31 protein-coding genes are annotated in these 21,495 nt (G+C 63.0%); 23 read left to right on the top strand and 8 right to left on the bottom strand.

Annotation, left to right across the window (positions count from 1 at the left end):
• The first annotated feature begins 102 nt into the window (after nucleotides 1-102).
• Complete coding sequence (locus B5525_RS04730) at nucleotides 103-570, top strand: DUF1348 family protein (RefSeq protein ID WP_079564966.1); 468 nt, start codon at nucleotides 103-105, stop codon at nucleotides 568-570.
• A 51-nt stretch (nucleotides 571-621) separates the two neighbouring features.
• Here the strand turns inward: B5525_RS04730 and B5525_RS04725 are convergent, their stop codons facing one another.
• Entirely contained in the window at nucleotides 622-825 is a 204-nt protein-coding gene (locus B5525_RS04725; protein ID WP_338075264.1) for a hypothetical protein, read from the bottom strand.
• 244 nt (nucleotides 826-1,069) lie between these two features.
• A complete protein-coding gene (locus B5525_RS04720; RefSeq protein ID WP_079564964.1) occupies nucleotides 1,070-1,714 on the bottom strand; it encodes a glutathione binding-like protein in 645 nt (214 codons plus the stop codon).
• A gap of 69 nt (nucleotides 1,715-1,783) precedes the next feature.
• Between B5525_RS04720 and B5525_RS04715 the strand changes: the two genes are divergently transcribed.
• Nucleotides 1,784-2,431: a TetR/AcrR family transcriptional regulator gene (locus B5525_RS04715; protein ID WP_079564963.1), complete on the top strand. Its 648-nt coding sequence runs from the start codon at nucleotides 1,784-1,786 to the stop codon at nucleotides 2,429-2,431.
• Nucleotides 2,432-2,472: 41 nt separating this feature from the next.
• Here B5525_RS04715 and B5525_RS04710 read toward each other — a convergent pair whose 3' ends face one another.
• Nucleotides 2,473-3,438 (bottom strand): 2-hydroxyacid dehydrogenase, encoded by a 966-nt coding sequence (locus B5525_RS04710; RefSeq protein ID WP_079564962.1) that lies wholly within the window; start codon nucleotides 3,436-3,438, stop codon nucleotides 2,473-2,475.
• Nucleotides 3,439-3,566: 128 nt separating this feature from the next.
• Here B5525_RS04710 and B5525_RS04705 point away from each other — a divergent pair, with 128 nt between their 5' ends.
• Nucleotides 3,567-3,935 carry a YciI family protein gene (locus B5525_RS04705; protein WP_079564961.1) on the top strand — a complete coding sequence of 123 codons (369 nt, stop codon included), beginning with the start codon at nucleotides 3,567-3,569 and terminating at the stop codon, nucleotides 3,933-3,935.
• Nucleotides 3,932-5,203 (top strand): RNA polymerase sigma factor, encoded by a 1,272-nt coding sequence (locus B5525_RS04700; RefSeq protein ID WP_079564960.1) that lies wholly within the window; start codon nucleotides 3,932-3,934, stop codon nucleotides 5,201-5,203. The genes B5525_RS04705 and B5525_RS04700 overlap by 4 nt, the downstream gene beginning before the upstream one ends.
• Before the next feature lie 78 nt (nucleotides 5,204-5,281).
• On the opposite strand, the gene B5525_RS43570 is transcribed toward B5525_RS04700, so the two are convergent.
• Nucleotides 5,282-5,698, bottom strand: a complete 417-nt coding sequence (locus tag B5525_RS43570) for a hypothetical protein (protein ID WP_154073063.1) — start codon at nucleotides 5,696-5,698, stop codon at nucleotides 5,282-5,284.
• Nucleotides 5,699-5,760: 62 nt separating this feature from the next.
• On the opposite strand from B5525_RS43570, the gene B5525_RS04690 reads away from it, so the two are divergent.
• From B5525_RS04690 to B5525_RS04680, 3 genes are all read left to right on the top strand, one after another.
• Nucleotides 5,761-6,174 carry a DoxX family protein gene (locus B5525_RS04690; RefSeq protein WP_079572940.1) on the top strand — a complete coding sequence of 138 codons (414 nt, stop codon included), beginning with the start codon at nucleotides 5,761-5,763 and terminating at the stop codon, nucleotides 6,172-6,174.
• An 87-nt stretch (nucleotides 6,175-6,261) separates the two neighbouring features.
• Nucleotides 6,262-6,798, top strand: coding sequence for an SRPBCC family protein (locus B5525_RS04685; protein WP_079564958.1), 537 nt, complete (start codon nucleotides 6,262-6,264; stop codon nucleotides 6,796-6,798).
• A 36-nt stretch (nucleotides 6,799-6,834) separates the two neighbouring features.
• A complete protein-coding gene (locus B5525_RS04680; RefSeq protein ID WP_079564957.1) occupies nucleotides 6,835-7,245 on the top strand; it encodes a VOC family protein in 411 nt (136 codons plus the stop codon).
• Nucleotides 7,246-7,329: 84 nt separating this feature from the next.
• Here the strand turns inward: B5525_RS04680 and B5525_RS04675 are convergent, their stop codons facing one another.
• Together B5525_RS04675 and cobT are read right to left on the bottom strand one after the other, a co-directional pair.
• Nucleotides 7,330-7,770: a hypothetical protein gene (locus B5525_RS04675; RefSeq protein ID WP_079564956.1), complete on the bottom strand. Its 441-nt coding sequence runs from the start codon at nucleotides 7,768-7,770 to the stop codon at nucleotides 7,330-7,332.
• Between the two features lie 65 nt (nucleotides 7,771-7,835).
• Nucleotides 7,836-8,852, bottom strand: a complete 1,017-nt coding sequence (gene cobT / locus B5525_RS04670) for a nicotinate-nucleotide--dimethylbenzimidazole phosphoribosyltransferase (protein ID WP_079564955.1) — start codon at nucleotides 8,850-8,852, stop codon at nucleotides 7,836-7,838.
• 54 nt (nucleotides 8,853-8,906) lie between these two features.
• Between cobT and cobS the strand changes: the two genes are divergently transcribed.
• Nucleotides 8,907-9,659, top strand: coding sequence for an adenosylcobinamide-GDP ribazoletransferase (gene cobS, locus B5525_RS04665; RefSeq protein WP_079564954.1), 753 nt, complete (start codon nucleotides 8,907-8,909; stop codon nucleotides 9,657-9,659).
• Between the two features lie 7 nt (nucleotides 9,660-9,666).
• The gene (locus B5525_RS04660) at nucleotides 9,667-10,344 is read left to right on the top strand and encodes a histidine phosphatase family protein (RefSeq protein ID WP_079564953.1); all 678 of its coding nucleotides are present in this window, start codon (nucleotides 9,667-9,669) and stop codon (nucleotides 10,342-10,344) included.
• Here the strand turns inward: B5525_RS04660 and B5525_RS04655 are convergent.
• Nucleotides 10,325-10,615 carry a hypothetical protein gene (locus B5525_RS04655; RefSeq protein WP_079564952.1) on the bottom strand — a complete coding sequence of 97 codons (291 nt, stop codon included), beginning with the start codon at nucleotides 10,613-10,615 and terminating at the stop codon, nucleotides 10,325-10,327. The two genes, B5525_RS04660 and B5525_RS04655, sit on opposite strands and share 20 nt — an antisense overlap.
• A 161-nt stretch (nucleotides 10,616-10,776) precedes the next feature.
• Nucleotides 10,777-11,565, bottom strand: a complete 789-nt coding sequence (locus B5525_RS04650) for an SDR family NAD(P)-dependent oxidoreductase (protein ID WP_079564951.1) — start codon at nucleotides 11,563-11,565, stop codon at nucleotides 10,777-10,779.
• A gap of 109 nt (nucleotides 11,566-11,674) precedes the next feature.
• Here B5525_RS04650 and B5525_RS04645 point away from each other — a divergent pair, with 109 nt between their 5' ends.
• The 14 genes from B5525_RS04645 (at nucleotide 11,675) to tolB (ending at nucleotide 21,294) form a co-directional block, all read left to right on the top strand.
• The gene (locus B5525_RS04645; RefSeq protein ID WP_154073062.1) at nucleotides 11,675-12,058 is read left to right on the top strand and encodes a cupin domain-containing protein; all 384 of its coding nucleotides are present in this window, start codon (nucleotides 11,675-11,677) and stop codon (nucleotides 12,056-12,058) included.
• 135 nt (nucleotides 12,059-12,193) lie between these two features.
• Entirely contained in the window at nucleotides 12,194-12,565 is a 372-nt protein-coding gene (locus B5525_RS04640; protein WP_079572936.1) for a nuclear transport factor 2 family protein, read from the top strand.
• A 15-nt stretch (nucleotides 12,566-12,580) separates the two neighbouring features.
• Nucleotides 12,581-13,240 (top strand): glutathione S-transferase family protein, encoded by a 660-nt coding sequence (locus tag B5525_RS04635; RefSeq protein WP_079564950.1) that lies wholly within the window; start codon nucleotides 12,581-12,583, stop codon nucleotides 13,238-13,240.
• Nucleotides 13,237-13,479 carry a hypothetical protein gene (locus B5525_RS45765; protein ID WP_197687902.1) on the top strand — a complete coding sequence of 81 codons (243 nt, stop codon included), beginning with the start codon at nucleotides 13,237-13,239 and terminating at the stop codon, nucleotides 13,477-13,479. Before B5525_RS04635 ends, B5525_RS45765 begins: the two co-directional genes overlap by 4 nt.
• Nucleotides 13,436-14,437 carry a serine hydrolase domain-containing protein gene (locus B5525_RS04630; protein WP_197687901.1) on the top strand — a complete coding sequence of 334 codons (1,002 nt, stop codon included), beginning with the start codon at nucleotides 13,436-13,438 and terminating at the stop codon, nucleotides 14,435-14,437. Before B5525_RS45765 ends, B5525_RS04630 begins: the two co-directional genes overlap by 44 nt.
• A 129-nt stretch (nucleotides 14,438-14,566) precedes the next feature.
• Nucleotides 14,567-14,983 carry a YciI family protein gene (locus B5525_RS04625; protein WP_079564949.1) on the top strand — a complete coding sequence of 139 codons (417 nt, stop codon included), beginning with the start codon at nucleotides 14,567-14,569 and terminating at the stop codon, nucleotides 14,981-14,983.
• Nucleotides 14,984-15,108: 125 nt separating this feature from the next.
• A complete protein-coding gene (locus B5525_RS04620; RefSeq protein WP_079564948.1) occupies nucleotides 15,109-15,528 on the top strand; it encodes a YciI family protein in 420 nt (139 codons plus the stop codon).
• Nucleotides 15,529-15,573: 45 nt separating this feature from the next.
• Nucleotides 15,574-15,939 (top strand): hypothetical protein, encoded by a 366-nt coding sequence (locus B5525_RS04615; protein WP_079564947.1) that lies wholly within the window; start codon nucleotides 15,574-15,576, stop codon nucleotides 15,937-15,939.
• Between the two features lie 92 nt (nucleotides 15,940-16,031).
• Nucleotides 16,032-16,760, top strand: coding sequence for a TetR/AcrR family transcriptional regulator (locus tag B5525_RS04610; RefSeq protein WP_079564946.1), 729 nt, complete (start codon nucleotides 16,032-16,034; stop codon nucleotides 16,758-16,760).
• Nucleotides 16,761-16,865: 105 nt separating this feature from the next.
• On the top strand, nucleotides 16,866-17,348 hold the full coding sequence (locus tag B5525_RS04605; RefSeq protein WP_079564945.1) for a DUF2852 domain-containing protein: 483 nt from the start codon (nucleotides 16,866-16,868) through the stop codon (nucleotides 17,346-17,348).
• A gap of 404 nt (nucleotides 17,349-17,752) precedes the next feature.
• On the top strand, nucleotides 17,753-18,466 hold the full coding sequence (tolQ, locus tag B5525_RS04600) for a protein TolQ (RefSeq protein WP_079564944.1): 714 nt from the start codon (nucleotides 17,753-17,755) through the stop codon (nucleotides 18,464-18,466).
• Between the two features lie 39 nt (nucleotides 18,467-18,505).
• Nucleotides 18,506-18,952: a protein TolR gene (gene tolR, locus B5525_RS04595; RefSeq protein WP_079564943.1), complete on the top strand. Its 447-nt coding sequence runs from the start codon at nucleotides 18,506-18,508 to the stop codon at nucleotides 18,950-18,952.
• Nucleotides 18,953-18,959: 7 nt separating this feature from the next.
• Complete coding sequence (locus B5525_RS04590) at nucleotides 18,960-19,904, top strand: protein TolA (protein ID WP_079564942.1); 945 nt, start codon at nucleotides 18,960-18,962, stop codon at nucleotides 19,902-19,904.
• Nucleotides 19,905-19,989: 85 nt separating this feature from the next.
• A complete protein-coding gene (tolB, locus tag B5525_RS04585; protein WP_425305287.1) occupies nucleotides 19,990-21,294 on the top strand; it encodes a Tol-Pal system beta propeller repeat protein TolB in 1,305 nt (434 codons plus the stop codon).
• Nucleotides 21,295-21,495 lie beyond the last annotated feature (201 nt).

Genomic DNA, 21,495 nt, shown 5'->3' with positions numbered 1-21,495 from the left:
TTTTTCAAATTGCCCGATCAGCGCCGCGATCGGAGCGATCGCCCAATCGACTTAATCGGCCGAGGCGATAGAGTTGCCGCCTCATCATCCCCAGAGGCCATCATGTCGCGTCCGCCGCTTCCGCCGTTCACCAGAGAAACCGCCGCCCAGAAAGCCCGCATGGCTGAGGATGCCTGGAATACCAGGGATCCCGAGCGTGTGTCGCTGGCCTATACCGAGGACAGCCGCTGGCGCAACCGCTCGGAGTTTCTTGAAGGCCGCGCTGCGATCGTCAAATTCCTCACCCGCAAATGGGAGAAGGAACTCGACTATCGCCTGATCAAGGATCTCTGGGCATTCGACCGCAACTTCATTGCGGTGCGGTTTCAATATGAGTGGCACGATGCGAACGGCCAGTGGCATCGCTCCTACGGCAATGAACAGTGGGAGTTCGACGGGCACGGCCTGATGCGCCGCCGCGAAGCCAGCATCAATGATATCGAGATTGCGGAGAAAGACCGCCGCTTTCACTGGGCAGCGCCGGGGCCACGGCCGGCGGATGTTCCGGGACTTGGCACCGACCCGTTTTGAAGGCCACGCCTTCGGACGCAGTCAAACGAGCGGGCTCCCCAAAGCAAATCCCTAGAACACCACTCCGATACGAACGCCGCGTCTCCAAACGACGCGGCATTTTTTTCTGACGCCGCCATAGACGAATTCGAAACGGTCCGGGATCGGCCCCAGGCCGTGGATTTCGAGACAGGCGCCCCCGGCGGAATAGTCGACGACCCTGGGAGTCAGGACAGGCGCCTTCGGACCGGTGATGATCTGGCCCGTTCTGGCCATCTGACCTGACGGCACAACTCTTTTATACAATCGCGGATGCGTCATCTCTTGCTCGAATGCGTCATCAGGTGATCGAAGTGGCAAAAGTAGGTCGGTACTACGTGGAAAGTATTACGATCGGTACAATTCGAAGCATTAATTTTTAGGAAGCGTGGGGATCAAGAAAATCTTAAGCATAGAGCAAGCGGAAATGACTCCGAAAAAATGAGGGCGCCGCGTCGTGGCGCCCCTGGATCGATACGCCTCACGCCGCCGCCTTGTGGCGCGCGAGTTCGGCCTGGTACAGCTTGAATTCTTCGGCCACCGCCCGGGCGATGCTGGGGCGCGTGCGAAGGCGCTCATAATAGGCCTTCACGGCGGGCCATTTCGAAAGTTCGATCGGGGGCGTCGCCATGGTCCAGTTGATAACGGTGACGAGATAGGCGTCGGCGACGCTGAAATGGTCGAGCAGGAATTCGCGACCCTTCAGATAGTTCTCGAGGTAGTCGAGCCGCGACAGACCCTTGCCGAGCACATAGGTTTTCATCTCCGGCGGCGAATTCTTGTCGAGCACCGGCACGAACAATCCCTTGTGCAGTTCGGTCCCGATGAAGCACAGCCATTGATGCAGGCGGCTGCGCTCGATGCCGGGCCCCGTCGCGATGCCGGCCTGCGGAAAACGATCGGCGACATATTGCAGGATCGCCGCATTTTCCGTCAGCACCAGCCCGTCGTCGGTGCGCAGCGTCGGTACCAGCCCGAGCGGGTTCACCGCTCGGAAATCCGAGCCGTCGTTCTGCACGATCTTGGTCTTCGGATCGACTTCGAGAAAATTGGCCTCGGCGCCGGCCTCGTAAAGCGCGATGCGGGTCGCCAGCGAGCAGGCGAGCGGAGAGAAATAAAGGTCCATCGGTACCTCCTTGGTTGATTTTTATACTGTTCCGCATAATATAGATTGCGTCAAGGAATAACTTGCGAAATGGTACAAAAAAGTAAGTGGCCTGCGCCAAAGGCCGATACGCCGGCACCCAAACGCCGCGGCCGGCCGCGCGCCTACCAGCCCGACATCGCGCTCGGCAAGGCGCTCGACCTGTTCCGCAAGGACGGTTTTGCCGCGACCTCGCTCGACGACCTCAGCGCCGCCACTGGCATGAACCGGCCGAGCCTCTATGGCGCGTTCGGAGACAAGCGCGAGCTCTACATCAAAAGCTACGCGCGCTATCGCGATGACGCGCGGTCGGTCATGCGGGAGATTTTCCGGGAGGAAATGCCGATCCGAGAACGGCTGGAGCGCATCTATGCGGCGGCGCTCGACATCTATCTCTCCGGCGAGTCCGGCCCGCGCGGCTGCTTCACGGTGATGACCGCGGGCTCGGAAGCAGTGGCGGATCCTGAAATCCGTGCCATGGTGCTGGAAGGCTTGTCAGAGTTCGACAAGGCGTTCGCCGCCTGCTTCCGGCTTGCCAAAGAGAAGGGTGAACTGCCGGCGTCCGCCGATCCGGCGGTGCTGGCGCAACTGGCCTCCGCCATCATCCACACCATCGCCATCCGCGCCCGCGCCCGCGTGCCGCGCAAGGAACTGGAGGCGATCGTGAAGGGCGCGCTCGATGTGATGGTGGGCGCTTAACCCCCCGCTTTTGCGCGGCGGCGATAGCCTTGTGTCGCGAATCAATAGCCCCGCGCCGGGTCGACAACGTTTTCCAAGGCGCCGCCGGCCTCGAAGCGTTCGATCTGGCGCGCCACATAGTTCGAGATTTCGTCCGGGTCGGTGTCGGCGGCGTTGTGCGGCGTCAGCACGACCTTCGGATGCGTCCAGAACGGGCTGTCGGCGGGCAGCGGCTCCCGGGCAAAGACGTCAAGCGAAGCGGCGCCGAGCGTGCCGTCGTCGAGACATTCGAGAATGTCGGCTTCGTCTTGCAGGTCGCCGCGCCCGGCATTGATCAGGACCGGCGCGCCGATCGGGCTATTGCGGCTGAGCCTTGTAAACAACCCGCGATTGAGCATGTGCCTGGTATCCGGCGTCAGCGGCAGGAGGCAGACCAGGATATCGGTCTGGCCGAGAAACGCATCGAGCTGCGTCCCGCCGTGGAAGCAATGGATGCCGTCGATCGCCTTTGGACCGCGGCTCCAGCCGGAGACGCGAAAGCCGAGATGCCGAAGCATCCGGGCCGCGTCAGCGCCGAGCGTGCCGAGGCCCATGATGCCGACCGAAATCGCGCCGGCCGGCCATTGATATTTCGGCGCCCACCGCTTCTCCCGCTGGCTGGCTCGCAGATAGAGTTCCTGCCGGTGATGCATCAGCACGTGCAGGGTGACATATTCGGTCATGCGGCCGGTCAGATCGCCGACCGCGACGCGAACCAGCGGTACTCCCGGCAGGCTCGAATCCGCCATCAGCGCATCGACCCCGGCGCCAAGATTGAAGATCACCCGCAGGTTCGGAAACGCCGCCAACTCGCCCGGCTTCGGCTTCCAGACCGCGGCGTAATGGATCTCGGCGGGATCGTGCACCGCATCGGACCGTTGCAGGACGCGCCGGTCCTTGCACGCCTCGTCGAACCGCTGCTTCCAGCGCTGCAGCGACCAGTTTTCGGTGCCGCCGTGAATTAGCAGAACGAGCGCGCCTTTGTTCATTTTTGCCCCAACCTTTCGCAGAATCGAGCGGAACACTACCGGCTTACGTTTGCCGCGCAAAATACTTCCGCTATCCTGTCGGAAACGCCGCTGCCCATTCGTCCTCGGATCAAACAGGAACCTTGCGCATGCTCTACGCTATCCTTTGCTACCATGATGAGGATTTCGTTGGTTCCTGGACCAAGGAACAGGACGCCGCGGTGATGAAAAAGCTCGCCGCGGTGCAGGATAAATTGAAAAGGCAGGGCCGGCTCGGGCCGGTGGCGCGGTTGTTGCCGACGACGTCCGCGACCACGCTGCGCAAGGACGATCCGCCGGTCGTGCTCGATGGTCCCTATGCCGAGACCAAGGAGCAGCTGCTTGGCTTTTACCTCGTCGACTGCGGCAATCTCGACGAGGCCGTCGATGTCGCGCGCGATCTCGGCGCCGCCAATCCCGGCGGCGCCTACGAGATTCGCCCCGTCGGCCTGTTTCAGCCCGGAGGCGAGCCAAAGTGACCGACACCGCCTGGATCGATACCGCGCTGAGCTCGGCGCGCCCCCAGGCGGTCGGCGCGCTGTTGCGCTACTTCCGCAATCTCGATACCGCCGAGGAAGCGTTCCAGAACGCGTGCCTGCGCGCGCTGAAAAGCTGGCCGCAGAACGGCCCGCCGCGCGATCCCGCCGCGTGGCTTATCATGGTCGGGCGCAATGTCGCGATCGACGAGGCGCGTCGCAGCCGCAAGCAGGCCCCGCTGCCCGAGGACGAGGCGATCTCCGATCTCGACGACGCCGAGGAGCAGCTTGCCGAACGGCTCGACGGCTCGCATTACCGTGACGATATTTTGCGGCTGCTGTTCATCTGCTGCCATCCCGACTTGCCGGCGACGCAGCAGATCGCGCTCGCCTTGCGCGTCGTCTCCGGCCTGACCGTGAAGCAGATCGCGCGCGCTTTTCTCGTCACCGAAGCCGCGATGGAGCAACGCATCACCCGGGCAAAGGCCCGCGTGGCGGATGCCGACGTGCCGTTCGAGACTCCGGGCGCGGTGGAGCGCGCCGAGCGGCTCTCCGCGGTCGCCGCGATGATCTACCTGATTTTCAACGAGGGTTATTCGGCCGGCGGCGACACCGCTGAAATCCGCGGGCCGCTGTGCGAGGAAGCGATCCGGCTGGCGCGGCTGTTGCTGCGGCTGTTCCAGAGCGAACCCGAGATCATGGGGCTGACCGCATTGCTGTTGCTGCAGCATGCCCGCGCCGCGGCGCGCTTCGACGCCTCCGGCGCGCTGGTGCTGCTCGACGACCAGGATCGCGGCCTGTGGAACCAGAAGCTGATCGCGGAAGGGCTGGCCCTGATCGACAAGGCGATGCGGCACCGCCGCAGCGGTCCATATCAGATCCAGGCGGCGATCGCGGCCTTGCATGCGCGTGCCGCCACGCCCGAGGAGACCGACTGGACCCAGATCGATCTGCTCTACGGCGCGCTTGAGATCGTGCAGCCGTCGCCGGTAGTGACGCTCAATCGCGCGGTCGCGGTGTCCAAGGTGCGCGGTCCCGAAGCGGCGCTGGAAATGATCGAGCCGCTCTCGTCGCGGCTATCGAACTATTTCCATTACTTCGGCGTGCGCGGCGCCTTCCTGATGCAGCTCGACCGCAATGATGAGGCCCGAATGGCGTTCGACCGCGCCATCGCGCTTGCCAATACGTCAGCGGAAGCAGCCCACATCCGAATGCATCTCGATCGTCTCATGCGCGACAGCGCGCGGCGCAACGCCAAAGCGGTCAAGTAGCGACGCGCCGCTACTTAACCGCTTTGAAAGTTTGCGCGAAAGCATCTGCCTTTGCAGAGGCGCGTCAGCCCCGCGGCGTCATCTCTGATCGGCGACGCTTTTCAGCACGAGATCGGTCAGCCTGACCACGAGCGCGCGCAGCCGGGCATTTTCTTCCAGCAGCGATGTCACGCCGTGCGAACGATCGTCGTCCGAATCATCATCGCCACGCATCGGCGATTCGTCGAAATATTCTTGCTCGTCGAGAAAATCTTGTTTGCTATCCGGCGGATATGCGGGTCCCATGACTAATCCCCTGATGAATGTCGCCGAACGTACCCCTCGTTCTGTCAGCGACAGTGCATTGAGTCGGGGGCAAATTTGAGACGGAAATTGGAACGCAAGGACACAAGTCTTTTCATGCGCCGCCGGACTGCGCGGTTCTCGACGCGAATTGCAAAAAAACAGCATCGCCTGTCGAATAACGCTCGTCCCGTTCGTCTTGAGGTCATGCATCACCAATGCAGCGAGGGAGACGCGCGATGAACATTCAGGGTTGCAATACGACCGGCGAGGCGATGCCAGCGGTTGTGGAGGAGGCGCCGGTTTCAACATCCGCGCGGTGGCTCGGCAGGATTCTCAGCGGCCTCGTCATTCTGTTTCTGCTGTTCGACGGCGCCATCAAGCTGGTGCCGTGGCCGGTTGTCACGGAAACGATGGACCGGATCGGCTATGGTTCGAGCGAAACGCTGGCGCGCACCCTGGGCCTCATCACCGTCGCCTGCACCATTCTCTACACGGTTCCGCCCACCTCGATCCTGGGTGCGATCCTGTTGACCGGCTATCTCGGCGGCGCGATGGCATCGCATCTGCGGATCGGGAGCCCGCTATTCACGCATACGCTGTTCGGATTCTATCTCGGGCTGATGGTGTGGGGCGGGCTCTGGCTGCGCGACCGGAAATTGCGGACGTTAGCGCCATGGCGGCGTTGATAGAAATATCTCGCTCTGTTTGTCGGATCGGGCCTGAGCCATTCGTCCTCGGATAAATATTGTTGAAATGCCATAGCGGAGCCAACCATGTTTGAGGTCATTGCCATCGTCGCCGTCGTGCTCGCAATCGCGATTGCCGTCATATTGATCCTCGCCGCGACCAAGCCGGATACGTTCAGTGTCCGGCGCGCCACCACGGTGAAGGCGCCGCCGGAAAAAATCTTTCCGCTGATCAACGACTTCCATCAGTGGGGAGGCTGGTCGCCTTACGAGACCAAGGACCCCGCGATGAAGCGCACCTATACCGGGGCTGCGAGCGGCCAGGGCGCGGTCTATGCGTGGGACGGCAACAAGAATGTCGGTTCCGGCCGCATGGAGATTCTCGACGCGTCGGCGCCTTCGAAAATCCAGATCAAGCTCGATTTCTTCACGCCGTTCGAGGGTCACAACACCGCCGAGTTCACAATGCTGCCGCAGGGCGATGGCACCGTTTTGACGTGGTTGATGTACGGCCCGGCGCCGTTCATGGCGAAGATCATGCATGTCTTCATGAACATCGACAACATGGTCGGCAGGGATTTTGAGATCGGTCTCGCCAATTTGAAAAAGCTTACCGAGAACTAGCCGAACTTTCGACGGAAATCATCAAGGAGCAATACAATGCAGGTCAATCCCTATCTGTTCTACAACGGCAACTGCGAAGCGGCGTTCAAGTATTACGAAAAGGTGCTCGGCGGCAGGATCGAAGCGATGCTGACGCATGACAGCGCGCCGGCAGATATGCCGACGCCGCCTGAATGGAAAAAGAAGATCATGCACGGCAAGATATCGATCGATGGCGAAGTGCTGATGGCCTCCGACGCACCTCCCGGCCACTTCCATCAGCCGCAGGGCTTTTCGGTCTCGCTGACGGTCACGGATCCTGCTGACGGTGAACGCAAGTTCAAGGCCTTGGCCGAAGGTGGCGCGGTGAATATGCCCTATAGCAAAACCTTCTGGGCGAAAGGCTTCGGCATGTGCGTCGATCAGTTCGGGATTCCCTGGATGGTGAATTGCCCGATCGAAGAGTGATCGTGCCCTTTTTTGCGCGATCGGGTGCAAAACCGGTCTCCACCCCCGGATCAAGCCTGAAGGCATGCTTTTGCTGATCGCGCTTTACCGGCATCTCGGATAGATCGCCGCGAGCTCGCGCCCGCGCAGCAGCAACAGGCGCGAGCTCAATCCGCCGCGGCGAAGGATCCAGCCGCGCACCGCTTCGGGATAGGCCTGCAGCACGACCTCGGACGCCTCCGGCTCGGCATACATCCGTCCCCGGCGGTCGACCGAGCGGGCGGCGTGAAAGCCGAGAACTGCGCGGCGGGTCACACAGATGCGGTCGCTCGGCACTACGTCTAGAACCAGGGTGCAGGCTGACAGGCATGGCCCGTCGATGACGACGCGCTCGCCCGATTCGCGCACCCGATCGAACAATTTAAGGAACGGGCCGACTTCTCCGCCGGGGCTGGCGAGGATGCGGATTTCGGCGTGTGCAGGAGGCAAAGCCAGGGCGCATAGCGCGATGGCGAAAACGATCGTCTTCGAGAGCGCCTTTTTCATGAGCGGCTCCTTGGAACTCGATGAGCCCTGAAATAGTCAGCGTCAGCTCGCCCGACAAGGTTTTATCAGTGATCCGCGCCGGAGACGCCGGCCTCGGCGAAGGTGGCCATTCCGGCATGACAGGCGAGGGCCGCGCGCAGCAACAGTATGGCGACACCGGCGCCGGAGGCTTCGCCGAGCCGCATGTTGAGATCGAGCAGCGGGTCGAGGCCGAGTTCGGCCAGCAGCGCGCCGTGGCCGGATTCGGCTGAGACATGTCCGGCGCGGCAGTGATCGAGGATTCCTGGATCGAGACGGGCCAGCGGAACGACCGCCGCGGTCGCGACAAAGCCGTCGAGCAGCACGGGGATTCGATTGAATCGCGCCGCCAGGATCGCGCCGGCAATGGCGGCGAGTTCCCGCCCGCCCAACGCCGCCGCCACGCCGAGCGGATCGAGGAGAATCGCGCGATGAAAATCCAGCGCCGTCTCGATCGCCGCGCGCTTGCGCGCCAGTCCCGAATCGTCGACGCCGGTGCCGCGGCCGGCCCAACGCGCCGCGCCGCCGCCGAGCAGCGCCGCGCACAGCATCGCCGCGGTTGTGGTGTTGGCGATGCCCATCTCGCCGACCACGAGCAGATCGCTATCCTCGGGCACGGTGCGATAGCCGATGTCGACGGCGTTCAGGAATTCATCGGCATCCATGGCGGCTGCGATCGTGAAGTCGCGCGTCGGGCGGTTGAGTTCGATCGGCACGACCCGCAAGCTTGCACCTGCAAGCTTCGCGATCTGGTTGATCGCCGCGCCGCCCCTTGCAAAGTTCGCCACCATCTGTTCGGTCACGGCTTGCGGGTAAGCCGAGACGCCGCGCGCGGCCACGCCATGATTGCCGGCAAAGACCGCGATCGTGATGCGATCGAGGCACGGAAGCTCGCGGCGCTGCCAGCGCGCCAGCCAAATCGCCAGCTCTTCGAGACGGCCGAGACTTCCCGGCGGCTTTGTCAGCACCTGCTGCCGTTGCGCGGCCGCCTCGGCCGCGCCGGCGTCGCCGGCGGGCAGGTCGCGACAAAAGCTGCGGATATCGTCTAGACTGTCGAACTGCATGCGATTCCCTTCGAGCGTGTCGCGAGCCCACTGATTCTCTTCGGATTCTCTATCATGAATGACTGGCTCGACGATCTCAGAACCGCGGTCGGCTTTCTCACGCGCCTGCCGATGCCACATCCGGCCGGCCCGATGCCGCAAAATTTCGTCCGGGCGCACCGGTTGTTTCCGGTGGTCGGGGCGGCCATCGGCGCCACGGTGGGCCTTTTCTGTCTCGGCCTGCGCGCCGCCGGCCTGCCCGATCTCGCCGCGGCGGCGCTGGCGCTCGGCGTGGGCGCGCTGCTCACCGGAGCGCTGCACGAGGACGGCCTTGCCGATGTCGCCGACGGCTTTGGCGGCGGCCGCGACGTGGCCTCGAAGCTCGAAACCATGCGCGACAGCCGGCTCGGCACCTACGGTGCGCTGATGCTGATGGTGAGTTTTGTCACGAAGGTTGCGGCGCTGGCCACGCTTCCGGATGCCTTCGTGGTGCAAGGCCTGATCGCCGCGCATGCGCTGGCGCGAGGCGTGTTGCCGTCCATGGCGATGAACCTGCCTTACGCGCGCAACGATGGACTGGCCGCCAACGCCGGCCGGCCCGATTTCGCGACGGCGGCCACTGCCGGCGCGCTCGCGCTGATCATTGCCTGGCTGGTGTTGCCCTGGCGCGCGGCGTTTGGCGCGGCGCTGGCGGCGGCATGCTGCGCGGCCGGCATGGCGTGGCTGGCGCAACGCCAGATCGGCGGCCAGACCGGCGACGTGCTCGGCGGCGCCGAGCAGCTCGGCGAGACCGCGATCCTGCTGCTGCTCGCAGCGTTGCTGGCCTAATTCGACGATGAGCGCCGAGACACATCTCTGGCTGATCCGGCACGCGCCCGTCGACGGCCCGCGAGGCGTCATCCATGGCCCGGATGCGCCGGCCGACGTTAGCGATGCCGCGGCCTTCGCCGCGCTCAAGGCGCGATTGCCGGTGAATGGGCTTGTGCTCTGCAGCCCGGCGCGGCGGACCTTTGAAACCGCGCTCACCCTCGGGCTCGATCCCGTCAAACAGGTCCTGTTTCGCGAACAGGATTTCGGCGCCTGGACCGGACGGCGGCACAACGACCTCGTCGCCGAGCCCGGCGGTGCGTACCGGGAGTTCTGGAAATCGCCGGCGAGTAATGCGCCGCCGGGCGGGGAAAGTTTTGTCGATCAGATCGGCCGCACCATCGATGGTCTCGCGCCCCTGCCGGCGGGCGACGTCATCCTGGTCGTGCATTCCGGTACGATCCGGGCGGCGCTCGCCATCGCGCTCGATCTCGCGCCTGACGCCGCGCTGCGCTTCGTCATCGATCCCCTGTCGCTGACGCGGATCGACCGGTTGGAAAACGGTGGCGGGTGGTTGCGGTCAACCGGCGCAGCTAGTGACGCGGGTTTTGCCGCGCGGTCAATATCGTTGCGGCGCGCCGGCGGGGCACTCAATCGTACCCCGCCCGCACATGATCGCAGAGCGGTCAAGCCGTCCTATTCTTGACGGCGCCGACGATCGCCGTGAGAACAGCACCCGCAACGCCGCCACCGGCCACCTGACCGACGATGCTGCCGATATCCGGCGTCGAGGCGGTATTGGCGAGCAGGGGAATCAGCATTCCGAGGACCTGTCCCCCGACGCCGCCGCCGATCGCACCCGTGATGGTATTTCCGATTGTACCGAGATCGATATTCTTGGCGGCGCCCGCGGCAACATTTCCGCCGACGGCGCCGCTGATGAGTTGGATGATCAGATTGATGAGTAGTCCCGACATGGCGCGATACTCCCCGATCCGGTGTTCAGTTTCAGCGCACGACGCCGGATCACCGCCGCGTGGCACAACCTAGGCGTTTAAGTAGAAAAGGTCACGCTGCGCCAGCGAAGGTTTCGGGCGAAAAGAAAAATGCGGAGATCGCTTGTGGAGGAGAAGAAGCGCTACCCGTTCCGCCGCGCGCCGCGCAGCGTCGGCAGGCCGATGCCGGCGGCGTCGAAGCCACCGTCGACGGCCAGAATCTGCCCGGTGATGTAGCTTGCGCGGTCGCTGCACAGGAAGAACACGGCTTCCGCGAGCTCCTCCTCGAGGCCGTAACGGTTGAGCGGAATGGCGTCGTGATAATCGGCGCGGATCTCGGGCGTATGGACCGCCTTCGCCATCGCGGTCTCGACCGGGCCGGGCGCGACGCCGTTGACGCGGATGCCGAGCGAGGCCAGTTCGACCGCGAGCTGTTTTGTGAGGTGCGCGAGCCCGGCCTTGCTGGTGCCGTAGGCCGAGCGCAGCGTGGAAGCGCGCACCGCGGAGATCGAGGTAATGTTCACGATGGCGCCGCCGCCCTGTTCGCGCATCAAGGGCACCGCCGCCTTGGTGCAAAGGAAGGGTCCGGTGAGGTTGACCTCCAGCACCCGGCGCCAGTCCTCGTCGGAAGTATCGAGCAGCGGCGCGAATACGGCGATCCCGGCATTGTTGACCAGCGCGTCGAGCCGCCCAAACCGTCGTTCGATTTCGGCGAACGCGCTTTTAACCGCGCTCGTCTCGGAGACGTCGCAATGCAGCCCCAGGGTATTTCCGGCTGCGTTCAGGGCCTCCACGCTTCGCCACAAGAGTTCGCCCTGGATATCGAGCAGCGCCACGCGCCAGCCCTCGGCGAGAAACTTTTTCGCGACCGCAAGCCCGATGCCGCGCGCTGCTCCCGTCACCAGCGCGACTTTTTGAAGGGCAGGGGGCATGGGTCGATCCATCGTTCAGCAGGGGTTCCCGGTCTGGTCGTCCCTAGCATGAAAGCAACGTGTCTGCTTTCTTATCTGGACCGTATCGCAAGGCAAAAGGGTCGAATTCATGAAGGTCAGCGACGTCAGGGATGCCCCGCCCGAGCACTGGCGGCCGGGGGTGGAAACGCGAATGCTGGTCTCGGCGTGTAACGGCGCGGCGCAACTATGCATCTTCGAGCAATGGATCGCGCCGGGAACGGGTGCGCCAACGCACTCGCATCCCGTCGAGGAGGTGTTGACCGTGCGCGAAGGCGAAGCCGAAATGTGGATCGATGACCAGCGCGTCACCGTAACGGCGGGCCAGTCCCTGATCGTGCCGGCTGCGCGCAAGCATGGGTTCCGCAATTCCGGCACCGCCACGTTGCACCTGCATGGCGTGCTCGCGTCCCCGATCTTCGAAGCGACGCCGGAGGGCACGACGGAACCCGTCCGCAGATGGCAGGCGACGTAATCCAGCGCTGCGAACCGGCAACATAAATCGCCGGAATAATTTTCGGCGGAAGTGTCGGCCTGGCCGGGTTTCGTTCGTCGTCCCCGTGTTTGGTAGCGGAGGGTGACTATGGACAACCGGCGTGAGGAGATCGACATGACAATCCAGAACAGGGAAGAAATCATCCGTGCGCTCTTTGCCGCCTATCTGTCGAATGACCGCGACGCCGTGGAGGATCGCTTCACCGACGACTTCCGCTTTACCAGCCCCTATGACGACGGGATCGACAAGCCGACCTATTTCGAACGATGCTGGCGGCTCAGCGACTGGATCGAGCGGCAGCAACTGGAAAAAATCTTCGTCGCGGGCGATGAGGCCTTTGTGACCTACAAATGCGTGGCCAAAGACGGCAAGAACTTTCGCAATACGGAGTTTTTCGTTTTTTCGGGTGACAAGATCAAACGCATCGACGTCTATTTCGGCGCCAGCTATCAGAATGGCGTCTTCGTCAAGCAAGGCAGAACCTGAGCCGGAGTTGTCCCGATGTCGCTTACGCTGCATTTCCATCCCCTGGCGTCGTACTGCCACAAGGTGCTGATCGCGCTGTATGAGAACGATACGCCGTTCGCCCCCAACAAGGTCGACCTCTCCGACCAGGGTGAGCGGGCGGCGCTGTTGCAGCTATGGCCGATCGGCAAGTTTCCAGTGCTGTGCGACGGTGCCCGCGGCGAGACCATCCCCGAATCGAGCGTTATCATCGAATATCTCGATTGCCATTATCCGGGCGCGACGCGATTCATCCCCGGAGATGCCGACCGCGCCCGGCAGACCCGGCTGCGCGATCGGTTCTACGATCTTTACGTGCATGAGCCGATGCAGAAGATCGTCGGCGACCGGTTGCGCCCCGAAGGCAACAAGGATCCGCATGGCGTCGAAGAGGCGAGAGCGCGGCTGCGCACCAGCTACGGCCTGATCGATGCGGAGATGGCGGCGCGGACCTGGGCGATGGGCGACGAATTCAGCCTCGCCGATTGCGCCGCGGCGCCTTCGTTGTTCTTTGCCAATGAAGTGATGCCGTTCAGCGCGGGCCACGAAAGCATCGCGGCTTATCTTGGCCGGCTGAAGGCGCGGCCGTCCTTTGCGCGCGTGCTGAAGCAGGCGGAACCGCATTTCGCGATGTTTCCGAGGGAGGGTTCGAAGTGACGATGCAGATGACCAGCGCCTGCGGCCTGTCGACGGCGCGGCTGAAACGAATGCACGACGTCATGGCGGGTCATGTCGAAAGCGGCGATATTCCCGGCCTGGTGACGCTGGTGAGCCGGCGCGGCGAAATCCATGTCGACACGATCGGCCATGTCGCGATCGGCGGGGAGCGACACCATTTTCCGCATCACCTCGATGACCAAGCCGATTACGGCGGTTGCCGCGATGATCCTTGTTGAGGAATGCAAATTGCGGCTCGACGATCCCGTCGATCGCTGGCTGCCGGAGTTGGTGGATCGCAAGGTGTTGCGGGCGATCGATGCGGCGATCGACGACACGGTGGCGGCGAAACGCGCGATCACGCTTCGCGATCTGCTGACGTTCCGGCTTGGCTACGGCATGATCCCGGTATTTCCCGATCGTTATCCGGTCCAGAAAGCGATCGCGGAGGCGGGCTTCGCACGGGGGCCGGTGTTTCCGTCCTTTGCGCCGGACGAACTGATGCGGCGCTACGGCAGCCTGCCGCTGATCTATCAGCCCGGCGAGCGCTGGCTCTACAACAGTGGGACGGAAATCCTCGGCGTGCTGATCGCACGCGCAGCCGGCACCACGCTCGCCGAATTCCTGTCCGAGCGCATCTTCGCGCCGCTGGGAATGAAGGATACCGCGTTCCATGTCCCCCAGGACAAGCGGGGTCGGTTCGCGACCAGCTATGCCAGGGATCACGCGACGCAAAAACTCGAGGTGTTAGACGATCCCGCAACCGGCAAGTTCGCAAATCCGCCGGTGTTCGAAAATGGCAGCGCGGGGCTTGTCTCGACGGCGGACGATTTCAATGCCTTCGCCCAGATGATGCTGAGCGGTGGCCGGCTCGGCGGCGAGCGCATTCTGTCGCGGCCGTCGATCGAATTGATGACGAGCGATCAGCTCAAGCCGGCAGAAAAGCAAGGTTCGGAATTATTCCTTGGCGACAGCCGCAGCTGGGGCTTTGGATTGTCCGTCTTCACCACACGCGACGATCTCTACACGACGCCGGGCCGATTCGGCTGGGATGGCGGCTACGGCACCTCGTGGTATTCCGACCCAAAAGAGGATCTCACCGGCATTCTGCTGACCCAGCGCATGATGGATTCATCGCAGCCGCCCCGCGCGATGGTGGATTTCTGGACCTGTGCCTATCAGGCCATCGACGACTGACGTTCGGCCAGCAATAACCTCCGAAATAATTTCGGAAGCCCTGTCGGTGCCGCAAAACCCTGTTCGTCTTGTTGACGAGCGCCGATTCCGCGGCCGGCCCGGTGAGTTGAAATCAGAAGGAGCGTGACGATGCGATTCATGGTGATTGTAAAAGCCAATGCGAACAGCGAAGCCGGCGTGATGCCGAGCACGGAACTGCTGACCGCGATGGGCAAGTTCAACGAAGAGATGGTGAAGGCGGGCGTCATGCTGGCGGGCGAGGGCCTGCATCCGACCTCGAAAGGCGCGCGGATCAGGTATTCGGGCAACGAACCCAGCGTGAGCCAGGGCCCGTTCCCGGTGACCCCCGATCTCGTCGCCGGCTTCTGGCTCATTCAGGTGAAGTCGCGCGACGAGGCGATCCAGTGGATGAAGCGTGCGCCGTTCGACGGCGGCGCTGAAATCGAAATCCGGCAGGTCTTCGATGCCGACGATTTCGGTGAGGCGCTGACGCCCGAATTGCGGGAGCAGGAAACGCGCCTCCGCGCGCAAGCGAACAGGAAATAGCCGATCCTCATGCCCTCGGGCAGCCCGTCGGGCTGAACCTGGAATCCAGAGGTTGCTGAACGAGATTCCGGGTTCGTGCGAGGCGGGCCACGGAATGACCAACATCAAACGACAGGACCCCGACCATGCGATTCATGATGCTGATGATTCCCCTGGGCTACGAGACCGCGCCGCCGGACGTCCAGCTCGATCCCGAGCGCATCCGGGCGATGATGAAATACAATGAGGCGCTCAAGGACGCCGGGGTGCTGATCACGCTCGACGGTCTGCATCCGCCATCGATGGGCGCACGCGTCTCGTTCGCAACCGGCAAACCCGTGGTCACCGATGGTCCGTTCGCGGAATCCAAGGAAGTGCTTGGCGGCTACTGGATGATCGAAGTCAAATCGCGGGAGGAGGCGATCGCCTGGGCGGCGAAGTGCCCGGCTTCCAGCAACGAGATTATCGAAATCCGCCAGGTGCAGGAAATCGAGGATTTTTCGCCCGATCTGCAGCAGGCGGCGGCTGGATTTGCCGAATTGCAGCAGGGATCCGTCCGCCGTTAAGTCGGGCGTTCATCGTCAATCCTTCAACCGCAAAGGAAGAAACCCATGAGTACCAACGATACGTTCCTTGCTGTCTTTCTGGGCAGCAAAACCAGCGCGAAATGGGCGGCCTGGAATGCGCTGCCGGAGGCCGAACGTCGTACCAGGGAGCAACAGGGCATGGCGGCGTGGAAGGCCTGGGTCGAACAGCACCAGGCGGCGATCGTCGCCATGGGCGGTCCGCTGGGCAAGACGAAGAAGGTTGATAAAAGCGGCATCGCTGACATCTCAAACGAGATGGGGGCCTTCACGGTGGTGCGCGCTGGCTCGCCTGAGGCCGCAGCGAAACTGTTCGACAATCATCCGCATTTTGCGATCTTTCCTGGCGAGCGCGTCGAGATCATGCCGATCCTCCCGATCCCGGGCGGTTGACGAGGTCCTAGGGGCGTCGGCCATTAATCTTGATGAACACCCCTCATCGGCGCTAGTGACCTTCCTCGCCGGCTCATGTAAGAGTTCTTCACATGAGCTGGCGCAAGGAAGAACGCCGCGCCGAGCGCGGCTACCACCACGGGAACCTGAAAGAGGCGTTGCTGCAGGCGGCGCTCGGGCTGATCGCGGAGAAGGGCGCCGCCGGCTTCACCTTTGCCGATGCCGCGCGCATGGCCGGCGTCAGCCCAGCGGCGCCTTACCGGCATTTTCGCGACCGCGACGAACTGTTGTCCTCCATCGCGCAGCGCGGCTTCGAACAGTTCGAGTCGGCGCTGACGCAGGCTTGGGATGACGGGCGCCCCGACACCGTCACGGCGTTCGAACGGGTCGGCAAGGCCTATCTCGCTTTTGCCCGCAACGAGCCGGCATTCTATTCGGCGATGTTCGAATCGGGGCTTCCCGTCGATCTTAACCCTGCATTGCAGGCTGCTAGCGAGCGTGCCTTCGGCATCATCAGGGCCGCCGCCGAGCGGCTCGCAGCACTTGCGCCACCCGGTACGCCGCGCCCGCCGGCGCTGATGATGGCGCTGCATATCTGGTCGATGTCGCACGGCGTGGCCTCGTTGTTTGCGCGCGGCGACGCGGCGCGGCGCAAGTTGCCGATGTCGGCGGAAGATCTTCTCGAGGCGGAAGTGCTGATTTATCTGCGCGGCCTCGGCTTTCCGACCGACCGCCGGCCCGCCGCAAAGGACCCGGCCGATCAAAAACCGCCCGGACCGCCGCCTGTGCCGCCATCCGGCCCCTGGGGCACCCCAAAATAAATTGGCGGGTGCGGCCGGCGCCCGGCTTGACAAAAACCCGGGACAGTTTAGGTATGTAAATGTTATTTACATTCACAACGGCTTGAAGCCGTCATGGAGAGGGAAATGGCCTACACCGCAGATGTCAATCGCTGGCGCGGTCCCGCTGAAGAGCCCTACGACCGCCGTCCGCATATGCTGGATTCTCCCTGGCACCCCGGCTGGATCGCCGTGACCGTGCTCGGTTTCATCATTTGGTGGCCGATCGGCCTTGCCCTTCTCTTTTTCACACTCGGGAGCAGAAAAATGGGTTGCTGGAGTCATCAAGACCGCTGGTCGAACAAGATGGAGCGGATGCAGTACAAGATGGAGCGGATGAAGAACCGGATGGAGCGCCGCGGCTTTCCGTTCGGTCCGCCCTCGAGCGGCAACCGCGCCTTCGACGAATACCGCATGGAAACCCTGCGGCGCCTGGAAGAAGAGCAGACCGAATTCAAGGATTTCCTGGATCGTCTGCGCCACGCCAAGGACAAGGAAGAGTTCGACCAGTTCATGGCGCAGCACCGCCCGCGTCCGACGCCGCCCCAGGACGGTCAGCCCCAGGCTTGAAGTCTCAGAGCTAAAGCCTCAGGCCGCGTCCCCTATAACGCCTGATGGCGACACGACCGCCCGTTTGCGATTGCCGCAGACGGGCGGTTTTTTTTGTGCCCGGGAGGTTCGTTCCGGAGCAATTCGGCCATCCGGTTGCCCGCATTTCAGGCCGTCGAAATCCCCTTTGGTAACCGGGTATTAACCATGATTAGCGTCTGGTTAGGGGCGAAAGGACGCGTGGATAGCCCTCGTTTTGACATGTTGGCAGGGGAAGCAGGCCCCGGCTTTGGACGGGCCTCCCATGTGACAGAGAACTGGGCTCTCGCGCTGGCGCTTACCGCCGCGCCCGCCGCGCTTCCTTGGAACCGGCAGCCATTTGCTCCCGGAGGATTTGGGACACTTGCGTTGAGAGGATACCGCTTATGAATCCGGCCGACGTGGCTCAATCAGCCTTGCCGATCGCATCCGCCGACGTCTCGCTGATCGCCCTGTTCCTGCAGGCTCACTGGATCGTGAAGGGGGTCATGCTCGGGCTGCTTGCCTGCTCGGTCTGGGTCTGGGCGATCGCGATCGACAAGATGTTCCTGTATTCGCGCACCAAGCGCGCCATGGACCGCTTCGAACAGGCATTCTGGTCCGGCGAATCGATCGAGGAACTCTACCGCGCGCTCTCGGCCAAGCCGACGCAATCGATGGCCGCCTGCTTTGTCGCCGCGATGCGCGAATGGAAACGCTCGTTCGAGAGCCATGCCCGATCCTTCGCCGGGCTGCAGATGCGGATCGAGAAGGTCATGAACGTCTCGATCTCCCGCGAAGTCGAGCGGCTGGAACGCCGGCTCCTGGTGCTGGCAACCGTCGGCTCGGCCGGCCCCTTCGTCGGCCTGTTCGGCACGGTCTGGGGCATCATGTCGAGCTTCCAGTCGATCGCAGCTTCCAAGAATACCTCGCTGGCGGTGGTGGCCCCCGGTATCGCGGAGGCGCTATTTGCCACAGCCATCGGCCTTATCGCTGCCATTCCGGCGACTATTTTCTATAATAAGTTCACTTCCGAGGTGAATCGGCAGGCCCAGCGGCTGGAAGGGTTCGCCGACGAATTTTCAGCGATCCTCTCGCGTCAGATCGACGAGCGGGCCTAAGCGGCGGTATAATGTGAAGCCCAACATGAGCACCCGATCATGGCGATGAACATGGTAGGTTCGTCCGGCGGCGGCGGACGCCGCAGCCGGCGTCGCCCCGTGATGGCGGAAATCAACGTCACGCCGATGGTAGACGTCATGCTGGTGTTGCTGATCATCTTCATGGTCTCGGCTCCGCTTCTGACGGTCGGTGTGCCGCTCGACCTGCCGCAGACCCAGGCCAAGAGCCTCGACCAGGACAAGAACCCGCTGACGCTGTCGGTCAATCTGAAGGGCCAGGTCTTCCTCAACGACACCGAGATCGGGATCGAGGAACTGGTGCCGAAGCTGAAGGCGATCACGGACGCCCGCGGCGGGCTCGACGAGCGAATTTTTGTCCGGGGCGACAAGAAAGTCGACTACGGTACCGTGATGAAGGTGATGGGACGGCTGTCGCAAGCCGGCTTCAGGCGCGTAGCGCTGGTGACGGAAGTGGATCAGGGATAGTCGGAAGGTGAAGGTCGACAAGACACTCATTGCGTCGGTCGCACTCCACGTCCTCGTTCTCGGATGGGGGCTGGTCTCCTTTTCGGCGCGCTCGCTCGAAGCGCCGCCACCGGAGTCGATGCCGGTCGATATCATTTCCTCCGATCAGCTCTCCAGGATCACCGCCGGCATCAAGACGGGCGAAAAAGACAAGCCGAAGCCGATGGTCGAGAAGGTCGCCGACGCCACGCCGGTCGAGGACGCGGTCGGCAAGATCACCGAGAAAAAGGAAATCGTGACGGCTTCGGCGCCGGAGCCGCCGCCGAAACCAGTCGAAAAGCCGGTCGAGAAAAAGCCGGAGCCGCCGAAACCGGTCGCCGAGAACAAGCCCAAGGACGAACCGAAGCCGGTCGAAAAGAAACCCGAGCCGCCCAAGGTCGATCCGATCGCGGAAGCCTTGAAATCGGAACAAGCCAAGAAGCCAGTGCCGAAGCCGGAGGCCAAGGCGACGCCGCCGCAACCGCCAAAGCCGAAGCAGGAGCGCACCTTCGACCAATCGAAGATCGCGGCCCTGCTCGACAAGCGCGATCCGACCCGGCAGGCGATCACCGGCGCCGCGCTGAACTCTTCCGCTTCGCTCGGGACCACCCACGGCACTGCGGCAACCTTGTCGCAGTCCGAACTTGACGCGATGCGGGCGCGGCTCGCGAGCCTGTGGAATATCCAGCCGGGCGTCGACCATCCCGAAGAACTCTATGTCACGGTCCGCATCCGGCTGAACCCCGATCGCCGCCTTGCCGCGCCGCCACAGATCGTCTCGACCGGCAGTTCGTCGCGCTATCAGGCTGCCGCCGATGCCGCCGTTCGCGCCGTCCTGCAAGGCCAGCCCTACACCATGTTGCGGGACGAGACGTACGATCAATGGAAATACATGGACATCGATTTTGATCCCAAGCAGATGTTCCACAGTTGATGATTTGATTTTTGGAAATGAGCCAACAATGTCCGTGACGACGTTTTCGCTTCCTCCGTTGCCGCTCTCCCGCCGTAGCGTCCTGATGATGGGCGGCGCGGCCGCCGGATTGCTTTTGCCCTCGCTCGCCGGCGCGCAGACGAAATTGCAGATCACCGAAGGTAACTTCGCGCCGCTTCCGATCGCGATCCCGGATTTCGTCGCGGGCTCGCCCGCGGACGGCGAGGTCAGCGTCGGCGTCTCCCAGGTCATCACCAACAATTTGAAGCGCAGCGGGTTGTTCGCGCCGATCGATCAGGCGGCTTTCATCGAGAAGATCGTCAACATCGACGCCGCCCCGCAATTCCAGAACTGGAAAACCATCAACGCGCAGGCGCTGGTCACCGGCCGCATGACGCGTCAAGGCGACGGGCGGTTGAAGGCCGAATTCCGTCTCTGGGACGTCGCCTCCGGTCAGCAACTCACCGGCCAGCAATATTTCACCTCGCCGGAATACTGGCGCCGGATCGCGCACATCATCTCCGACCAGATCTACGAGCGGCTGACCGGAGAGAAAGGCTATTTCGACAGCCGCGTGGTGTTCGTCGACGAAAGCGGTCCGGCGGAACGGCGCATCAAGCGGCTGGCGCTGATGGACCAGGACGGCGCCAATGTCCGCTATTTGACGCGCGGCAGCGATCTGGTGCTGACACCGCGATTCTCGCCCTCGACCCAGGAAATCACCTATATGGAGTTCGGCCAGGGCGACCCGAAGGTCTATCTGCGCAATATCGAGACCGGCCAGACCGAGATCGTCGGCAATTTCCCCGGCATGTCGTTCGCGCCGCGCTTCTCGCCGGACGGCCAGCGCGTGATCATGAGCTTGCAGCAGGGCGGCAATTCGAACCTGTTCGTGATGGACCTGCGCTCGAAGTCGACCACGCGCCTCACCGATACGCCGGCGATCGATACCTCGCCGTCCTATTCGCCCGACGGCACCCGCATCTGTTTTGAGTCCGACCGCGGTGGCAAGCCTCAAATCTATGTGATGGCGGCGGCCGGCGGACCCGCGCAACGCATCTCCTTCAGCAAGGACGACACCAACGGCAGTTATTCGACCCCGGTGTGGTCGCCGCGCGGCGACTACATCGCCTTTACCAAGCAGGGCGGCGGACAGTTTTCCATCGGCATCATGAAGCCGGACGGTTCGGGCGAGCGGATCCTTACCTCGGGCTTCCACAATGAGGGGCCGACCTTCGCGCCGAACGGCCGGGTCGTGATGTTCTTCCGCGATCCCGGCGGCAGCGGCGGACCTTCGCTGTTCACGGTGGACATTTCCGGGCGCAACGAACAGAAGGTGCCGACCCCCGGCTTTGCCTCCGACCCGGCGTGGTCTCCGCTGCTTTCGTAGAAATCGACCTAATTTTTCGGGCGCGCTTAACCAGCGCACAACGTTGCGACGGCGCCGCATGGCGCACTGGCGTGGTCGGCAAAGCTTGCCTAGCTTGCTGATTCAACGGGAAGATTTTCGTTTCCTACAGATCAAAGCAACCTCTCGGTAACGATGTTCCCTCAGAAAGACTTCATCAGCGAAGGGTAGAAGTACGGACTG

The organism is Bradyrhizobium erythrophlei, assembly GCF_900129505.1.
GTDB lineage: Bacteria > Pseudomonadota > Alphaproteobacteria > Rhizobiales > Xanthobacteraceae > Bradyrhizobium > Bradyrhizobium erythrophlei_D.
The sequence above is the reverse complement of the archived record's forward strand: the minus strand, read 5'-3'. Positions and strand labels throughout refer to the sequence as shown.

Excerpts from the sequence above, each read along its gene's own strand:
- B5525_RS04730 (WP_079564966.1), top strand. The coding sequence starts at position 103 with ATGTCGCGTCCGCCGCTTCCGCCGTTCACCAGAGAAACCGCCGCCCAG.
- B5525_RS04660 (WP_079564953.1), top strand. The coding sequence starts at position 9,667 with ATGAGCGCCGAGACACATCTCTGGCTGATCCGGCACGCGCCCGTCGAC.
- tolR (WP_079564943.1), top strand. The coding sequence starts at position 18,506 with ATGGCGATGAACATGGTAGGTTCGTCCGGCGGCGGCGGACGCCGCAGC.
- tolB (WP_425305287.1), top strand. The coding sequence starts at position 19,990 with ATGATGGGCGGCGCGGCCGCCGGATTGCTTTTGCCCTCGCTCGCCGGC.
- B5525_RS04645 (WP_154073062.1), top strand. The coding sequence starts at position 11,675 with ATGAAGGTCAGCGACGTCAGGGATGCCCCGCCCGAGCACTGGCGGCCG.
- B5525_RS04610 (WP_079564946.1), top strand. The coding sequence starts at position 16,032 with ATGAGCTGGCGCAAGGAAGAACGCCGCGCCGAGCGCGGCTACCACCAC.
- B5525_RS04655 (WP_079564952.1), bottom strand. The coding sequence starts at position 10,615 with ATGTCGGGACTACTCATCAATCTGATCATCCAACTCATCAGCGGCGCC.
- B5525_RS04715 (WP_079564963.1), top strand. The coding sequence starts at position 1,784 with ATGGTACAAAAAAGTAAGTGGCCTGCGCCAAAGGCCGATACGCCGGCA.
- B5525_RS43570 (WP_154073063.1), bottom strand. The coding sequence starts at position 5,698 with ATGCATGACCTCAAGACGAACGGGACGAGCGTTATTCGACAGGCGATG.
- B5525_RS04710 (WP_079564962.1), bottom strand. The coding sequence starts at position 3,438 with ATGAACAAAGGCGCGCTCGTTCTGCTAATTCACGGCGGCACCGAAAAC.
- B5525_RS04605 (WP_079564945.1), top strand. The coding sequence starts at position 16,866 with ATGGCCTACACCGCAGATGTCAATCGCTGGCGCGGTCCCGCTGAAGAG.
- B5525_RS04675 (WP_079564956.1), bottom strand. The coding sequence starts at position 7,770 with ATGAAAAAGGCGCTCTCGAAGACGATCGTTTTCGCCATCGCGCTATGC.
- B5525_RS04635 (WP_079564950.1), top strand. The coding sequence starts at position 12,581 with ATGTCGCTTACGCTGCATTTCCATCCCCTGGCGTCGTACTGCCACAAG.
- B5525_RS04630 (WP_197687901.1), top strand. The coding sequence starts at position 13,436 with ATGACCAAGCCGATTACGGCGGTTGCCGCGATGATCCTTGTTGAGGAA.
- B5525_RS04725 (WP_338075264.1), bottom strand. The coding sequence starts at position 825 with ATGGCCAGAACGGGCCAGATCATCACCGGTCCGAAGGCGCCTGTCCTG.
- B5525_RS04640 (WP_079572936.1), top strand. The coding sequence starts at position 12,194 with ATGACAATCCAGAACAGGGAAGAAATCATCCGTGCGCTCTTTGCCGCC.
- B5525_RS04705 (WP_079564961.1), top strand. The coding sequence starts at position 3,567 with ATGCTCTACGCTATCCTTTGCTACCATGATGAGGATTTCGTTGGTTCC.
- cobS (WP_079564954.1), top strand. The coding sequence starts at position 8,907 with ATGAATGACTGGCTCGACGATCTCAGAACCGCGGTCGGCTTTCTCACG.
- B5525_RS04620 (WP_079564948.1), top strand. The coding sequence starts at position 15,109 with ATGCGATTCATGATGCTGATGATTCCCCTGGGCTACGAGACCGCGCCG.
- B5525_RS04720 (WP_079564964.1), bottom strand. The coding sequence starts at position 1,714 with ATGGACCTTTATTTCTCTCCGCTCGCCTGCTCGCTGGCGACCCGCATC.
- B5525_RS04690 (WP_079572940.1), top strand. The coding sequence starts at position 5,761 with ATGCCAGCGGTTGTGGAGGAGGCGCCGGTTTCAACATCCGCGCGGTGG.
- cobT (WP_079564955.1), bottom strand. The coding sequence starts at position 8,852 with ATGCAGTTCGACAGTCTAGACGATATCCGCAGCTTTTGTCGCGACCTG.
- B5525_RS04650 (WP_079564951.1), bottom strand. The coding sequence starts at position 11,565 with ATGCCCCCTGCCCTTCAAAAAGTCGCGCTGGTGACGGGAGCAGCGCGC.
- tolQ (WP_079564944.1), top strand. The coding sequence starts at position 17,753 with ATGAATCCGGCCGACGTGGCTCAATCAGCCTTGCCGATCGCATCCGCC.
- B5525_RS04615 (WP_079564947.1), top strand. The coding sequence starts at position 15,574 with ATGAGTACCAACGATACGTTCCTTGCTGTCTTTCTGGGCAGCAAAACC.
- B5525_RS04680 (WP_079564957.1), top strand. The coding sequence starts at position 6,835 with ATGCAGGTCAATCCCTATCTGTTCTACAACGGCAACTGCGAAGCGGCG.
- B5525_RS04685 (WP_079564958.1), top strand. The coding sequence starts at position 6,262 with ATGTTTGAGGTCATTGCCATCGTCGCCGTCGTGCTCGCAATCGCGATT.
- B5525_RS04625 (WP_079564949.1), top strand. The coding sequence starts at position 14,567 with ATGCGATTCATGGTGATTGTAAAAGCCAATGCGAACAGCGAAGCCGGC.